The 15,721-nt window shown below is 35.9% G+C and carries 12 protein-coding genes; 9 read left to right on the forward strand and 3 right to left on the reverse strand.

Features of this window, described 5'->3' with window-relative positions; translation table 11 throughout:
* Positions 1 to 127: 127 nt before the first annotated feature.
* Complete coding sequence (gene dnaE / locus ACFO3N_RS01030) at positions 128 to 4,663, reverse strand: DNA polymerase III subunit alpha (protein WP_379794887.1); 4,536 nt, start codon at positions 4,661 to 4,663, stop codon at positions 128 to 130.
* Positions 4,664 to 4,997: 334 nt separating this feature from the next.
* Between dnaE and ACFO3N_RS01035 the strand changes: the two genes are divergently transcribed.
* The 6 genes from ACFO3N_RS01035 (at position 4,998) to leuB (ending at position 12,554) form a co-directional block, all read left to right on the forward strand.
* Positions 4,998 to 5,801, forward strand: a complete 804-nt coding sequence (locus tag ACFO3N_RS01035) for an SDR family oxidoreductase (protein ID WP_379794888.1) — start codon at positions 4,998 to 5,000, stop codon at positions 5,799 to 5,801.
* A gap of 232 nt (positions 5,802 to 6,033) precedes the next feature.
* Positions 6,034 to 6,954, forward strand: coding sequence for a helix-turn-helix domain-containing protein (locus ACFO3N_RS01040; protein ID WP_379794890.1), 921 nt, complete (start codon positions 6,034 to 6,036; stop codon positions 6,952 to 6,954).
* Positions 6,955 to 7,472: 518 nt separating this feature from the next.
* Entirely contained in the window at positions 7,473 to 8,867 is a 1,395-nt protein-coding gene (gene leuC, locus ACFO3N_RS01045) for a 3-isopropylmalate dehydratase large subunit (RefSeq protein ID WP_229353150.1), read from the forward strand.
* A 171-nt stretch (positions 8,868 to 9,038) separates the two neighbouring features.
* Complete coding sequence (gene leuD, locus ACFO3N_RS01050; protein ID WP_095929714.1) at positions 9,039 to 9,635, forward strand: 3-isopropylmalate dehydratase small subunit; 597 nt, start codon at positions 9,039 to 9,041, stop codon at positions 9,633 to 9,635.
* Between the two features lie 234 nt (positions 9,636 to 9,869).
* Complete coding sequence (locus ACFO3N_RS01055) at positions 9,870 to 11,390, forward strand: alpha-isopropylmalate synthase regulatory domain-containing protein (RefSeq protein ID WP_379794891.1); 1,521 nt, start codon at positions 9,870 to 9,872, stop codon at positions 11,388 to 11,390.
* A 108-nt stretch (positions 11,391 to 11,498) separates the two neighbouring features.
* Positions 11,499 to 12,554: a 3-isopropylmalate dehydrogenase gene (leuB, locus tag ACFO3N_RS01060; RefSeq protein WP_026727055.1), complete on the forward strand. Its 1,056-nt coding sequence runs from the start codon at positions 11,499 to 11,501 to the stop codon at positions 12,552 to 12,554.
* Positions 12,555 to 12,693: 139 nt separating this feature from the next.
* On the opposite strand, the gene ACFO3N_RS01065 is transcribed toward leuB, so the two are convergent.
* Positions 12,694 to 13,038 carry an RNA recognition motif domain-containing protein gene (locus tag ACFO3N_RS01065; RefSeq protein WP_250834416.1) on the reverse strand — a complete coding sequence of 115 codons (345 nt, stop codon included), beginning with the start codon at positions 13,036 to 13,038 and terminating at the stop codon, positions 12,694 to 12,696.
* A 113-nt stretch (positions 13,039 to 13,151) separates the two neighbouring features.
* Complete coding sequence (locus ACFO3N_RS01070; RefSeq protein ID WP_379794892.1) at positions 13,152 to 13,643, reverse strand: DUF6252 domain-containing protein; 492 nt, start codon at positions 13,641 to 13,643, stop codon at positions 13,152 to 13,154.
* 189 nt (positions 13,644 to 13,832) lie between these two features.
* On the opposite strand from ACFO3N_RS01070, the gene ACFO3N_RS01075 reads away from it, so the two are divergent.
* The 3 genes from ACFO3N_RS01075 to ACFO3N_RS01085 all read left to right on the forward strand — a co-directional run bounded on the left by ACFO3N_RS01075 (position 13,833) and on the right by ACFO3N_RS01085 (position 15,718).
* Complete coding sequence (locus ACFO3N_RS01075) at positions 13,833 to 14,393, forward strand: 30S ribosomal protein S16 (RefSeq protein WP_248729074.1); 561 nt, start codon at positions 13,833 to 13,835, stop codon at positions 14,391 to 14,393.
* Between the two features lie 15 nt (positions 14,394 to 14,408).
* Positions 14,409 to 14,933: a ribosome maturation factor RimM gene (gene rimM / locus ACFO3N_RS01080; protein WP_095929708.1), complete on the forward strand. Its 525-nt coding sequence runs from the start codon at positions 14,409 to 14,411 to the stop codon at positions 14,931 to 14,933.
* A gap of 77 nt (positions 14,934 to 15,010) precedes the next feature.
* On the forward strand, positions 15,011 to 15,718 hold the full coding sequence (locus ACFO3N_RS01085) for a tRNA1(Val) (adenine(37)-N6)-methyltransferase (protein ID WP_379794893.1): 708 nt from the start codon (positions 15,011 to 15,013) through the stop codon (positions 15,716 to 15,718).
* The last annotated feature ends 3 nt before the right edge of the window (positions 15,719 to 15,721 follow it).

Raw genomic sequence — 15,721 nt, forward strand, 5'->3', positions numbered from 1 at the left:
ACAGTTTGTAAAGTTAGACTTGGAACGAAAACGTTGTAATTTTGGGCAATATTACTAAAAAACTATTATGCATGCATATTTTTAACATAAAAAATTAACATGTGTTTAAATTTTAACTGTTAATTTTTTAGTTCAATTTAAAATTAATCTGCATTTTCTCCAACTCCTGCAATAATTCAGCAGAAATTTTAACCTTCAAACGACGGCTCGGCATGGTTAATTTGGTTACTACTTTTATTTCTTCAACCTCATTTACCTCTTGAATCTTAGTGTCTTCCATCGCACTATCTTCATTTTCATTTTCGGCTTCAAAAACAGCATCTTCAGCTTCAAAATCGGTTGGAGTTTCTACCTCAACTAATCGCTTTATTTTTTCTAGCTCCATGATTTCAAAAGTCACAGAATTCTCTCCTTTGTATTCAGCAAACAAATGACTCAGCTTATGAATAAATTCAGGATGAAGATCTTTGATATTCAATAATACGATCAATTTCTTAGCGAAAGCTTCTAAAATATCCTGCAACTGACGAATCTCTACAAATTGCATTCTAGGATCCGACTTTTTACCTGTATCATGGTTTACCCATCCGTCTTTGATCAATATTTTTAAAAAGGCAAAATTGTTCTGAATTAAGAAGTGGCGGAATTTTAAATATTCCTCTCCAAAAATCTTAAACTCATAACTTTCATCATACCCTTCTAAGTTGAAAGCCGCCCAACCTTTTCCATTTTTGGCTACACGATGCTGTACGTTATTGATAATTCCGGCAAAATTTAGATTTTTACCTACATATTCATTCATGCTTTTTAAAGCTTCCAATCGAGCGTTGCAGAAGTATTTCATTTCAAATCTAAAATCATCCAGCGGATGCCCAGAAATGTAGATTCCGACAACCTCTTTTTCTTTAGCTAGTTTTTCCATTGTACTCCAATCTTCACATGGAGGAACAACCGGTTCTGCGATTTGTACTTCACTGGTTTCTCCAAACAAACTTACCTGAGAAGAGTTTTCGTTTTCCTGAAACTTCGATCCGTAACGCATTGCCTTTTCGTAGAAAGTAATTCCGTCACCATCGTCATGGAAATATTGCGCTCTGGTTGTTCCTTCAAAAGAATCAAAACCTCCAGCCAGTGCTAAGTTTTCAATCGCTTTTTTGTTGGCAGCACGCAAATCAATTCGCTTCGCCAAATCAAAAATTGATTTATATCTTCCGTCTTTTCTGTTTTCTACAATTGTTTCTACGGCTCCAGAACCAACGCCTTTAATCGCTCCCATTCCGAAACGAACCGCGTAATCATCATTTACTGTAAATTTATAGTACGATTCGTTTACGTCTGGACCTAAAACCTGTAATCCCATACGTTTACATTCTTCCATGAAGAACGAAACCTGTTTGATATCGTTCATATTATTCGAAAGTACCGCTGCCATATATTCTGCTGGATAATGTGCTTTCAAATAAGCCGTTTGGTACGCAATCCAAGCATAACAAGTTGAGTGCGACTTGTTGAAGGCATAACTCGCAAAGGCTTCCCAGTCTTTCCAGATTTTCTCTAGAACCTTTGCATCATGACCTTTTGCAGCCGCTTGTTCCACAAACTTAGGCTTCATTTTATCTAGTACGTCTTTTTGTTTCTTACCCATCGCTTTACGTAAGACGTCGGCCTCACCCTTTGTAAATCCTGCCAAAGACTGAGACAAAAGCATTACCTGCTCTTGGTAAACCGTAATTCCGTAGGTTTCAGATAAATATTCGGCACAGGCATCTAAATCGTATTTGATTTCTTCGTCACCGTTTTTTCTTCGAACGAAAGATGGAATATATTCCAAAGGTCCTGGACGATACAATGCATTCATGGCAATTAAATCTCCAAAGACCGTCGGTTTCAGGTCTTTCATGTATTTCTGCATCCCGGGTGACTCGTATTGGAAAATCCCAACGGTTTCACCTCTTTGGAAAAGTGCATACGTTTCTTCATCATCGATTGGGAAATTATCTGGATCCAGATCAATTCCTGTTCTGTATTTTACCAGTTTTACGGTATCTTTTATCAGCGTAAGGGTCTTCAAACCCAAGAAATCCATTTTTAGCAATCCGGCACTTTCTGCAACCGAGTTGTCAAACTGTGTTACATATAAATCGGAGTCTTTTGCTGTCGTTACGGGAACATAGTTTGTAATATCCGATGGCGTAATGATAACCCCACAGGCGTGAATTCCCGTGTTACGCATCGATCCTTCCAAGATTTTTGCCTGCTGAATGGTTTCTCCTGCCAAATCATCTTCATTGGCAATCGCGATTAATTCTTTTACATTGTCAAATTCGTCAGAACGAAGCGCTTTTTTAACTTCCTCTTCACTCTCAGAAATAAAACGCGCCAAATTCCACTTTGACGGCATCATTCCCGGAATCAGTTTTGCAATTCTATCGGCTTCAAATAATGGTAAATCCAATACACGCGCCGTATCACGAATTGCCGATTTGGTTGCCATTTTACCATAAGTGATAATCTGCGCTACCTGTTTTTGACCGTATTTATTGATTACGTAGTCCATTACACGTCCACGACCCTCATCATCAAAGTCGATATCAATATCGGGCATCGATACACGGTCAGGATTTAGGAAACGCTCAAAAAGTAAATCGTATTTAATTGGGTCAATATTGGTAATTCCGAGACAATACGCAACGGCCGAACCCGCTGCAGATCCACGACCTGGCCCTACCGATACGTCCATTTTTCTAGCTTCGGCAATGAAATCCTGTACAATCAAAAAGTAACCTGGATAACCCGAGTTTGAAATCGTCATTAACTCAAAATCCAAACGCTCTTGAATCGATTCGGTTATTTCGCCATAACGTCTTTTGGCACCTTCCATAGTAAGGTGTCTCAAGTATTTATTTTCTCCTCTTACACCACCATCTTCTTCATCTTCCGGCACCATAAATTCTTCTGGAATATCAAATTTTGGAAGCAATACATCACGATAAAGTGAATATATTTCGACCTTATCTATAATTTCCTGAATATTGATAATCGCTTCGGGCAAATCGGCGAAGAGTTTTTTCATCTCGTCTTGCGACTTGAAATAGTATTCCTGATTTGGAAGTCCGTAGCGATAACCACGTCCGCGTCCAATAGGCGTTGCCTGCTTTTCACCGTCTTTTACACAAAGTAAAATATCGTGCGCATTGGCATCTTCTTTATTTAAGTAATAGGTGTTATTTGTCGCAATTAACTTAACATCATGTTTTTTTGAAAACTCAATCAGGGTTTTATTGACACGATTTTCATCTTCCTGATTGTGGCGCATCACTTCTAGATAGAAATCTTCGCCAAATTGTTCTTTCCACCAAATCAGAGCTTCTTCGGCTTGGTTCTCACCAATATTCAGAATTTTACTCGGAATCTCTCCGTATAAATTCCCCGACAAAACCATAATATCTCCCTTATATTGCTCCACAATCGCGCGGTCAATCCTAGGAACATAATAAAATCCGTTTGTATAAGCAATCGAAGCCATTTTAGCCAAGTTGTGATAACCCGCTTTATTTTTAGCCATTAAAACAACCTGATAACCGTTGTCTTTTTTGCTTTTATCTAAATGGTTTTCGCAGATATTAAACTCACAACCAACAATGGGTTTTACTTCGGTTTCTGTTGGTTCTTCTCCAGCTTCAACCAAAGCTTTATTTTTTCCAGAAGCCGCTTTGTTGTGGTTCATTACAGCACTCACAAAATGGAAAGCTCCCATCATATTTCCAGTATCGGTCATGGCAACGGCTGGCATTCCGTTTTTAGCGGCAGCGGCAACTATATTCCCAATTCCGATAGTCGATTGAAGTACCGAAAACTGCGTATGATTGTGTAAATGCGAAAATTTTGCCGCTTTAAAATCGGCTTTATCTTCTTCTGAAACGACATTTTGCTGCCCTTCTCCAGCTAAAGCTTTAAGCTGCTCTCTGATTTTATCAGAAGCTGCTTTTAAGTTGATATGTTTTAAACCAATTAACTTAAATGGCTCAGCATTTCTTTCCTGAAATTCTTTGAAATATTCCTTCGGAACGTCTAATTCTTCTTTTGTAAAAATTTCTCTTCTAACCAATTCCAAGAAACAACGCGTAGTTGCCTCAACGTCGGCAGTTGCATTGTGCGCTTCTGCGAAAGGCTGATCGAAAAGATAGCTGTGTAATTCGGTCAAAGTCGGAAGTTTGAATTTTCCTCCACGACCTCCAGGTAGCTGCAGTAACGAAGCAGTAACTTCGGTACAAGTATCCAAAACAGGCATTGAACTCATTTGAGACTCCACTCCCATTCTATGGAATTCGGCTCCCATAATATTAACGTCGAAACCTAAATTTTGTCCAACGATAAATTTGGTTTTGCTTAAAGCAATATTGAATTTCTCCAGAACTTCGGCCAAAGTGATTCCATCGGCTTCAGCTAATTCAGTTGAAATTCCGTGAATACGCTCGGCATCATACGGAATATTAAATCCTTCTGGTTTTACCAAATAATCCTGATGTTCTATAAGCTGTCCCATTTCATCATGAAGCTGCCACGCAATTTGTATACAGCGAGGCCAGTTATCAGAATCGGTTATCGGGGCATCCCAGCGTTTTGGTAATCCGGTTGTTTCAGTATCGAATATTAAATACATAGAGTTGTAAAAGTCAAATTTTAAAGATCCAAATCTCAAATCTTACACATTGCAAAACATTGACAACATGAAACATAACAAAATGCGAAATGAAAAATCGGAGGAATTCAAATTTACGCTTTTTTTAGAGAAATAAAGAAGCGAAAGTTGTTAACAAAAGCATTTTTAACATGATTATGAAAGAGCGACAAAAACCTTAAAAAATCATTTGTTTTCTCTTAAAAACTTCAATTATTCATTTTGGATACTCATTGCACCAAAATGAACACTTTTAATCTGCAGTGTATCCTGAACTTTGCTTCATCAAATTATAACAATTAAAAAAACAATAATCATGAAAACAATTTTTATTACAGGCGCATCATCAGGTTTAGGAAAAGCAACAGCAAAACTATTCCACGAAAAAGGATGGAATGTAATTGCAACTATGAGAACTCCAGAAAAGGAAACAGAACTTTCTCAATTAAAAAATGTAACACTTTTGCCATTAGACGTTACCAATTACGAACAGATAAAAACTACAGTTCAAAAAGCCATTAAATTAAGCGATATTGACGTTGTTTTTAATAATGCGGGATATGGATTAATTGGCCCCTTGGAAAGTCTTTCTGACGATCAGATCACCAAACAATTAAACACTAACTTATTGGGAGTTATTCGAGTTACCAATGCTTTTATTCCGTATTTCAGAGAAAGAAAAAGCGGTTTATTTATCTCAACAACTTCTATTGGCGGATTAATTGCTTTCCCTTTAGGATCTGTTTATCACGCAACGAAATGGGGATTGGAAGGCTGGAGCGAAAGTATGGCTTACGAATTAAATCCGTTTGGCGTACATATTAAAACGGTTTCTCCGGGTGGTATTAAAACTGAATTTCTGCATGGCTCTCTTGATACAGGAGCAAAACCCGAATACGAGGCCATGACCAACAGTATGTTTGCAAGTGTTGACACGATGTTTGAAATGGCATCAACTCCAGAGCAAATTGCCGATGTAGTTTATGAAGCAGCAACCGACGGAAAAAATCAATTAAGATATGTTGCTGGAGAAGACGCAAAAGCACTTTACAACCAACGATTAGAATTAGGCGCTGAAACTTTCCGCACCAAATTTGGAAAACAGTTTCTTGGAGCATAATAACTCCTAATAAGGCTGTCCAAAAAGCTTTCAATATTCTTTTTTTAAGCTCCAGCGGAGCGACATATTTATTGCAATACAGATGTCGCTCCGCTGGAGCTTTGCTCTCAACAACAAATACGATTTCTATAAATATTTCGCTTCTCCGAAGCTGATCTTTCATAAATCAAGGAGCTTGTTTAATACTTTTTGGAAAGCCTCATTAGTCTTTTAATTTTCTTATTTTTATATCATGGAAAAGAAAAACAATAATCCAGAAAAAATCTCTTCTATATCGCAGTTTCATGACCTGCTTCGATTGCCAAAACCGCTTCATCCGATGGTGAGTTTGGTAGACAATACACAATTGGTCATTAATGGAGATTTAGCGAATCATGCCTTTTTGCTTGATTTCTATAAGGTATCTTATAAGTTTTCGACCAACGGAAAAATGGGTTACGGTCAGGGTTATTACGATTTTAATGAAGGCGGACTCCTGTTTGCTTCTCCTAATCAATTAATTTTTACCGAAAATGAAGAAGGTGCCGAATATGGCGGTTATACGCTTTTATTCCATCCTGATTTTATTCGAAATTCTCCCTTGGGAAAAAGCATCAAAAAATACGGTTTCTTTTCTTATGACACCAATGAGGCACTGCATCTTTCGGACAATGAAAAAACAATAATTATTGGATTATTAAAAAGTATCGACAACGAACTTAACACGGCAATTGACGAAATGAGTCAAGATGTGATTGTTTCTTATATAGATGTTCTCCTGAATTACAGCAATCGTTTTTACAAACGCCAGTTCATTACCAGAAAAACCATCAGCCACGATTTATTATTAAAAGTTGAAGAAACTTTAGACAACTACATTAGCAATGCAGAAACCTTGAAAAAAGGATTGCCAACAGTAGAATTTCTGGCTTCGCAGATTAATGTTTCTAGTCATTATTTAAGCGATATGCTTCGTAATTTAACCGGATTAAATGCGCAACAGCATATTCATTCGAAATTAATAGAAAAATCAAAGGATTTCTTGATTACGACTAATCTTTCGGTAGCAGAAATTGCTTATCAATTAGGTTTTGAATATCCGCAATCATTTAGTAAATTATTCAAAAAGAAAACCAGTCTTACTCCATTAGAATTTAAAAATTCGTTGAATTAATTTTAAAAATTATTGTCTTCAAAAAATCAATTTCGGTCTTAAAAAATCATAAAATTTCATAAAAATACACCTCTTGGATGTCGTAGTATTTAGACTGTTTATTGAATCTAAATAATGTCCAAAAAACTCCTTTAAAAGCGATAAAAAACTCAAAAAACCTCTTTTAAGCAGAGATTTCAAAACTAACAATTATTACTATTTTTATTCATTTTGTTAGATTTTTTCAATTAAATTCTTATATTTTATATTGATTTTGAGATAAATTTGCAAACTATTAAAACAAAAAACAATCAGGTAAAATTAAAGGCGAAAAAGAAAAAGCAAATCAGTTTCTTCATCATTTTTCTTTCAAATTTTAGTCTGCAAAAGCCGTTTGGCAATTTGTAAATTAGTTTGGGTATCGTATATAATGAAATATCGAAATTGACGCTTTTTTATCTTTTTTTACTTTTGTTTTGCTATTATAATGAACAGGAAATTGCTGTGGTTATAGAAATTACAATTAAAAAAAATAAAAAATGAGTAAGACATTATTTGACAAAGTATGGGATTCACATGTAGTGCGTAAAATTGAAGATGGACCAGATGTGTTTTTTATTGACCGCCATTTCATTCATGAAGTTACGAGTCCTGTTGCTTTTTTAGGATTAAAGTCAAGAGGCGTTAACGTTTTATACCCACAACGTACTTTTGCAACTGCAGACCACAATACACCAACCATAAACCAACATTTACCAGTTCAGGATCCGCTTTCTGCTAACCAGCTTCAGGCTCTTGAAGATAATGCTAACGAATACGGAATTTCGCACTGGGGATTAGGTCACCAAAAAAATGGAATTGTACACGTAGTGGGTCCTGAAAACGGAATTACTTTGCCAGGTGCTACTATTGTATGCGGAGATTCGCATACGTCTACTCATGGTGCTTTTGGAGCAATTGCTTTTGGTATCGGAACATCTGAGGTTGAAATGGTGCTTTCTACTCAATGCATTATGCAGCCAAAACCAAAAAAAATGCGTATTAACGTAAACGGTCAATTAAGCAAAGGTGTTGGTCCAAAAGACGTTGCACTTTATATTATCGCTCAATTAACTACTTCTGGAGGAACAGGATATTTTGTTGAATATGCTGGTGATGTTTTTGAAAACATGACTATGGAAGGTCGTATGACAGTTTGTAATTTAAGTATCGAAATGGGTGCTCGTGGAGGAATGATTGCTCCTGACCAAACTACTTTCGATTTCTTAGAAGGAAGACTTTACGCTCCAAAAGGAGAAGCTTGGACAAAAGCTGTTGAATACTGGAAAACGCTTAAAACTGATGCTGATGCTGTATTTGATGCTGAATTAAACATCAAAGCTGAAGACATCGAACCAATGATTACTTATGGTACAAACCCTGGAATGGGAATTGGTATCACAAAACATATCCCAAGTGCAAATCAAGTTGAAGGCGGTGAGGAAACTTACAAAAAATCTTTGGCTTACATGGGCTTCAACGAAGATGACGTAATGATCGGAAAACAAATCGATTATGTTTTCTTAGGAAGTTGTACAAACGGACGTATTGAAGATTTTAGAGCTTTCGCTGAAATTGTAAAAGGAAGAAAAAAAGCAGATAATGTTACGGCTTGGTTAGTTCCAGGTTCTCACGTTGTTGAAGCACAGATTAAAGAAGAAGGAATTTTAGATATTTTGACTGAAGCTGGTTTCGTATTACGTCAGCCGGGATGTTCTGCTTGTTTAGCAATGAACGATGATAAAGTTCCTGCTGGAAAATATGCAGTAAGTACTTCAAACAGAAACTTTGAAGGTCGTCAAGGTCCTGGTTCAAGAACGCTTTTAGCTTCTCCAATTATGGCTGCTGCAGCTGCTGTTACAGGAAAATTAACAGATCCGAGAGAGCTTTTTTAAAGATTTAGGAATGAAGATTAACGATTTTTGATTTCAGATTTCGATACGCTTCATTAAAAAATCTTCTAAAATTTCAATTTACATTTTACAAAAAAACATTAACGATTACAATTTTAAGATACAAAAACAAATCTAAAATCAGAAATCGTTAATCTAAAATCAAAAATCAAAATGGCATACGATAAATTTACTATACTTACCAGCAGTGCAGTGCCACTGCCAATTGAGAACGTTGATACAGATCAAATCATTCCAGCTCGTTTCTTAAAAGCTACAAAACGTGAAGGTTTTGGAGACAACCTTTTTAGAGACTGGAGATATAACGGGGATGACACTCCAAAAGCAGATTTCGTTTTAAACGATTCGACTTACTCTGGAAAAATTTTGGTTGGAGGAAAAAACTTCGGTTCTGGATCTTCAAGAGAGCATGCTGCATGGGCAGTTTACGATTATGGATTCCGTGCTGTAGTTTCTAGTTTTTTTGCGGATATCTTCAAAGGGAACTGCTTGAATATTGGTGTTTTGCCAGTACAAATTAGTCCAGAATTTGCTGAAACTATTTTCAAAGCAATTGAAGCTGATCCTAAAACAGAATTAGAAATCAATCTTCCAAACCAAACGATTACTTTATTGTCGACTGGTCAGCAAGAATCTTTTGCTATCAACGGTTACAAAAAGAACAATATGATTAATGGTTTTGACGACATTGATTACTTACAAGATATGAAGGAAGATATTAAAGCTTTTGCTGATAAACTTCCTTACTAAATAGAAATCTCATTCAGGATATTAGACCCGACAGGTTTCAAAAACCAGTCGGGTCTTTCTAAATTAAATGAGAAAAAATAGGACGCGGATAAAACTGATTTGCTATCGCAAAGACGCGGAAAAAAACAGATTTTTATTTTTTAGCTAAAGTTAAAATCCGCGTCAATCTGCGTCTTTGCGATAGCAAATCCGTAAAATCTGCGTCAAATTACATTAGAATTATAGAATATCAATATGGAAAAAAGAAAAATTGAAATAATGGATACGACGCTTCGTGATGGTGAACAAACCTCAGGAGTATCATTTTCTGCTGCAGAAAAACTAACCATTGCGCAATTATTGTTGGAGGAATTAAATATTGATAGAATCGAAATTGCTTCTGCCCGCGTAAGCGAAGGAGAATTTCAGGCCGTAAAAGGTATTACTTCTTGGGCTGAAGAAAGAGGCTATATTGAAAGAATTGAAGTGCTAACGTTTGTTGACGGAGGCGTTTCAATTGACTGGATGAAAAAAGCTGGCGCTAAAGTTCAAAATTTATTGACCAAAGGTTCAATGAATCACTTAACGCATCAATTAAAAAAGACTCCTGAACAACATTTTTCTGAAATAGCTCAAATCATTGTTTTAGCAAAAGAAAACAATATAGAAACTAATGTTTATCTGGAAGACTGGAGCAACGGAATGCGAAATTCTCCAGATTACGTTTTTCAATTCCTAGATTTCTTAGCAACTCAGCCAATTAAAAGAGTTTTACTTCCTGATACTTTAGGCGTTTTAATTCCATCTCTAACTTTTGAGTTTATTTCAAAAATCAGAGCAAAATATCCAAACATTCACTTTGATTTCCACGCACATAACGACTACGATTTAAGCGTTGCTAATGTTATGGAAGCGATAAAAGCTGGAATCAACGGACTTCATGTAACGGTAAACGGAATGGGAGAACGTGCTGGAAACGCACCTCTTGAAAGTACTGTTGCCGTAATTAACGATTATTTGCCACAAGTAAACATCAATGTAAAAGAAACTTCTCTGTATTCTGTAAGCAAGTTGGTAGAAACTTTTACAGGCTACAGAATTCCTGCCAACAAACCTATTGTTGGTGATAATGTTTTTACACAAACAGCTGGAATTCACGCCGACGGTGACAACAAAAACAACTTGTATTTTAACGATCTTCTTCCGGAACGTTTTGGAAGAAAAAGAAAATATGCCCTAGGAAAAACTTCAGGAAAAGCCAATATTGAAAAAAATCTTCAGGAATTAGGTTTAAAACTAAACAACGAAGATTTAAAATTGGTTACCCAAAGAATTATTGAACTAGGCGACAAAAAAGAAACCGTAACAAAAGAAGATCTTCCATACATTATTTCGGATGTTTTGGACAGTCATACTTACGAAGAAAAAATAACTATAAATTCTTATATGCTGGTTCATTCTAAAGGAATGCGCCCATCTACGACTTTATCTTTAAATTTAAACGGAGAAATAATCGAAGAAAATGCACAAGGAGACGGTCAGTTTGATGCTTTTATGAATGCTTTATCCAAGATTTACAAAAGCAAAAAATTAACGCTTCCGAAATTAATTGATTATGCGGTAAGAATCCCACCGGGAAGTAGTTCTGATGCATTGTGCGAAACCATTATTACATGGGTCAACAACGGAAAAGAATTCAAAACCCGCGGATTAGATTCAGATCAAACCGTTGCAGCGATTATTGCAACGCAAAAAATGCTTAACATTATAACTTAATAATAGGTGCAAAGGTTCAAAGTGACAAAGCGACAAAGGTTTATACCTGCTTTTAAAACTTTGAACCTTTGCAACTTTGTCACTTTGAACCTTAATAACACATATAGAATGAAATTAAACATAGCCCTTTTAGCCGGCGACGGAATCGGACCAGAAGTAATAAATGAAGCAGTAAAAGTATCTGATGCTATTGCAAAAAAGTTCGGACATGAAATCACTTGGAAACCAGCTTTAACCGGTGCTGCTGCAATTGATGCAGTGGGAGAGCCTTATCCAGATTCAACACACGAAGTTTGTAAAAATGCTGATGCCGTTCTTTTTGGAGCAATCGGTCACCCAAAATACGATAACGATCCTTCTGCACCAGTACGTCCAGAGCAAGGTTTATTAAAAATGCGTAAAGCATTAGGTTTGTTCGCAAACGTAAGACCTACTTTTACATTCCCATCTTTATTAGATAAATCTCCTTTAAAAAGAGAAAGAATTGAAGGAACTGATTTAGTTTTCTTAAGAGAATTAACTGGAGGAATTTACTTTGGTGAAAAAGGAAGAAAAGACAACGGAGATACAGCCTACGACAATTGTGTTTACACAAGAGCCGAAGTACAGCGTTTAGCTAAAAAAGGTTTCGAATTAGCCATGACTCGTTCTAAAAAATTGTGCTGCGTTGACAAAGCAAACGTTTTGGAAACTTCACGTTTGTGGAGAGAAACAGTTCAAGCAATGGAAAAAGACTATCCAGAAGTTGAAGTAAGCTACGAATTTGTTGATGCGGTTGCTATGCGTTTGGTTCAATGGCCAAACTCTTATGATGTATTGATTACGGAGAACTTATTTGGAGATATTTTAACTGATGAAGCTTCTGTAATTTCAGGTTCAATGGGATTAATGCCTTCTGCGTCTATGGGAGCTGAAGTATCTTTATTTGAACCTATTCACGGTTCTTACCCACAAGCTACAGGATTAAACATAGCAAACCCAATGGCTACTATTTTATCTGCTGCCATGATGTTCGAAAACTTCGGATTGATGGAAGAAGGAAAAGCGATGAGAGATGCTGTAAACAAGGCTTTAGAAGCTGGAGTAGTTACTGAAGATTTGGCTAATGGCGGAAAAGCATACGGCACCAAAGAAGTTGGTGACTGGTTAGCTGCGAACGTATAACAGTTTATTTTGTTTCAGGTTTCAAGTTTCAGGTTTCAAGTTTCAGGTTGCTGGAACGTGAAACTTGAAACAAATAAAACCTGAAATAAAAAAAGGGATCAACTTTCGTTGATCCCTTTTATATTTTAGAAAAAAAACATTAATATTCTCTTCTGTTTCCGCGATCTCCGCCACGGTTGTTTCCGTAACCACCACGATCGTTTCCTCCGCGGTTGTTATTAAAACTTCTTCTTTCGCCTTCTGGTTTAGGTTCAGATTTATTTACAACGATTGTACGACCTGAAACTACAGCACCGTTCAATTCATCGATTGCTTTTTGAGCCTCTGCATCATTTGGCATTTCAACAAAACCAAATCCTTTACTTCTTCCAGTAAATTTATCAGTAATAATTTTAACAGAGTCAACTGTTCCATAAGCCTCAAAAGACTCTCTTAAATCTGCTTCCTCAATACTGAATGGAAGGCTTCCAACAAAAATATTCATAGATATTTATTTATAATAATAAGCAAATGTAGTCTTATTATTCTGTAATCTACTATATATTAGTTTATTTAAGTTTTTATTTTGATTTTGCAAAATAAATTCAGACGAATAACTTAATCAACGGGAACAAAATTCCCTTCTGGCGCAACTGGAATTTTATAAAAAACACCTTCAGAAAAGTGCATTTCCTGCTTCTCAGCACTAGGATCAGTATTAATTACAGTAAATTTAAACGTTCCCGAAATAGTTTTTTCTTCCGTATTATATTCCGTCACGACAATTTGCCCGCTTCCTTTGGCAGCTCCTGTACTAAATTCTGCTTCTTGTCCTTTATAAGTGTTTTTATAAGTCGCTTTTGTAACATCATCTATGCCTAAAACATAGGTCTTTACAGTTGGCGCAGGAAGTTTAAAACTTATTTGTTCATTCCCTAGAGAACCATGTATAACAAAAGTTCCGTTCGATTCTGTTCCTGCTTCATAAGCTTGAGCCCTCCAAAAATTATTGTCTTTTAAAGTCTGAAAAGCTGGATTATTAAATCTTACATCTTCTGTACAAGAGATAAGTAAAAGTAAAAATGATAAAAAGTAAAAGTATTTTTTCATGTTTAAAATGAATTTGATGCAAAAGTATTGCATTAAGAACTAAATACTTAAATTAAAAAGTCAAAAAAATGCTAAAAAAACAACTCAAGTATATTTAATCTTCTTTAAAACGTGTTTTTCATAAAAAAATTATATCTTTGCGCCCTTAATTAACAGAGGTCGAGTACCTCAAAATTTAATCACTAGATTATGTCAGTAAAAATTAGATTACAAAGACACGGTAAAAAAGGAAAACCTTTTTACTGGGTAGTAGCTGCAGATGCACGCTCAAAAAGAGATGGTAAATACTTAGAGAAAATCGGTACTTACAATCCAAATACTAACCCAGCAACTGTTGAGTTAAACCTTGACAGCGCAGTAAAATGGTTACACAATGGTGCTCAACCAACTGATACTGCAAGAGCTATCCTTTCTTACAAAGGTGCTTTATTGAAACACCACCTTGATGGAGGAGTTCGTAAAGGTGCTTTAACACAAGAGCAAGCAGATGCTAAATTAACTGCTTGGTTAGAATCAAAAGCTGGTAAAGTTGATGCTAAAAAAGATGGTTTATCTAAAGCAAAAGCTGATGCTAAAGCAAAATCTTTAAAAGCTGAGCAAGAAGTTAACGCTAAACGTGTTGCTGATGCTGCTGCTGCACAAGCTGAAGCTGAAGCTGCTGCACAAGCTACTGAGGCTACAGAAGAAGTTGCTGAAGCTACTGAAGAAGCTCCTGCTGCTGAAGAGAATAACGAAACAACTGAAGCATAATTTTACTTAGCGATAATGCGTAAAGAAGACTGTTTTTATTTAGGTAAAATCGCTAAAAAATTTAGTTTCAAAGGTGAAGTCTTGGTCTATTTAGATACAGATGAGCCTGAGTTATACGAAAATCTGGAATCAGTGTTTGTTGAACACAACAAACACTTGGTTCCTTTTTTTATTGAAACAAGTTCATTACACAAAAACGACTTTCTAAGAGTTCGTTTTGAAGATGTAAATACCGAAGAAGATGCAGATGCTTTATTAGGAAATGCAATCTACCTTCCTTTAACTATGTTGCCAAAACTTACCGGTAACAAATTTTATTTCCACGAAGTTATTGGCTTCGAAATCGAAGACCAGCGTTTAGGTGTTTTCGGAAAAATAACTTCTATCAACGATTCAACTGCCCAGCCTCTTTTTGAAGTTTTAAATGGTGAAGTTGAAATCTTAGTTCCAATGATTGATAATTTCCTTGTAAAAATTGATCGTGAGAACAAAAAAGTAATCATGGATCTCCCTGAAGGTCTTGTGGAGATGTACCTTTAATTTAGTGTTCAGTCTCAGTTTTTAGTGTTCAGTTTTCTAGCTGCATCATAAACTTTTAAATTCAATTATATACTCCAATGTTTTCATTCAAGCAATTTTCTGTTAAACAAGACAAAACCGCTATGAAAGTAGGCACTGATGGTGTTTTACTTGGCGCTTGGGCTCCCATTCATCATAATCCATTTAGTGTTTTAGATGTTGGCGCTGGAACAGGAATTATTGCTTTAATGCTAGCACAGAGAACTCATGCGGAACAAATTGATGCTCTAGAAATTGATGAAAACGCTTACGAACAAGCGGTAGAAAATTTCGAAAGTTCTCCTTGGGGCGATCGTTTATTTTGTTTTCATGCTGGTTTAGATGAATTTATTGAAGAACCAGAAGACGAATATGATTTAATTGTTTCGAATCCGCCTTTTTATGCTGAAGACTACAAAACAGATAATGAACAACGCGATTTAGCGCGTTTTCAAGATGCAATGCCTTTTGAAGAAATTGTTGAAGCTGCCGATTTATTGCTTTCAGAAAACGGAGTTTTAGCAGTTATTCTTCCTTTCAGAGAAGAAGAAAAATTTGTTGCTCTAGCTAAAGAAGCAGAATTATATCCTTTTAAAATTACGCGAGTAAAAGGAACTCCAAAATCTGAAATAAAACGTAGTTTATTGGCTTTTAGCCGAAATGAAGTTTCTCAAATTGAAATCGACGAACTTGTTATCGAAATCGATCGTCATGTTTATACACCAGAGTATATTGAATTGACTAAAAGTTTTTATTTAAAGATGTAAAAA

This window comes from Flavobacterium chungangensis, from assembly GCF_042654045.1.
GTDB lineage: Bacteria > Bacteroidota > Bacteroidia > Flavobacteriales > Flavobacteriaceae > Flavobacterium > Flavobacterium chungangensis.

What these genes read in the sequence shown, in the direction of transcription:
- dnaE (WP_379794887.1), bottom strand. Translation starts at nt 4,663, where the DNA reads ATGTATTTAATATTCGATACTGAAACAACCGGATTACCAAAACGCTGG.
- ACFO3N_RS01035 (WP_379794888.1), top strand. Translation starts at nt 4,998, where the DNA reads ATGAAAACAATTTTTATTACAGGCGCATCATCAGGTTTAGGAAAAGCA.
- ACFO3N_RS01040 (WP_379794890.1), top strand. Translation starts at nt 6,034, where the DNA reads ATGGAAAAGAAAAACAATAATCCAGAAAAAATCTCTTCTATATCGCAG.
- leuC (WP_229353150.1), top strand. Translation starts at nt 7,473, where the DNA reads ATGAGTAAGACATTATTTGACAAAGTATGGGATTCACATGTAGTGCGT.
- leuD (WP_095929714.1), top strand. Translation starts at nt 9,039, where the DNA reads ATGGCATACGATAAATTTACTATACTTACCAGCAGTGCAGTGCCACTG.
- ACFO3N_RS01055 (WP_379794891.1), top strand. Translation starts at nt 9,870, where the DNA reads ATGGAAAAAAGAAAAATTGAAATAATGGATACGACGCTTCGTGATGGT.
- leuB (WP_026727055.1), top strand. Translation starts at nt 11,499, where the DNA reads ATGAAATTAAACATAGCCCTTTTAGCCGGCGACGGAATCGGACCAGAA.
- ACFO3N_RS01065 (WP_250834416.1), bottom strand. Translation starts at nt 13,038, where the DNA reads ATGAATATTTTTGTTGGAAGCCTTCCATTCAGTATTGAGGAAGCAGAT.
- ACFO3N_RS01070 (WP_379794892.1), bottom strand. Translation starts at nt 13,643, where the DNA reads ATGAAAAAATACTTTTACTTTTTATCATTTTTACTTTTACTTATCTCT.
- ACFO3N_RS01075 (WP_248729074.1), top strand. Translation starts at nt 13,833, where the DNA reads ATGTCAGTAAAAATTAGATTACAAAGACACGGTAAAAAAGGAAAACCT.
- rimM (WP_095929708.1), top strand. Translation starts at nt 14,409, where the DNA reads ATGCGTAAAGAAGACTGTTTTTATTTAGGTAAAATCGCTAAAAAATTT.
- ACFO3N_RS01085 (WP_379794893.1), top strand. Translation starts at nt 15,011, where the DNA reads ATGTTTTCATTCAAGCAATTTTCTGTTAAACAAGACAAAACCGCTATG.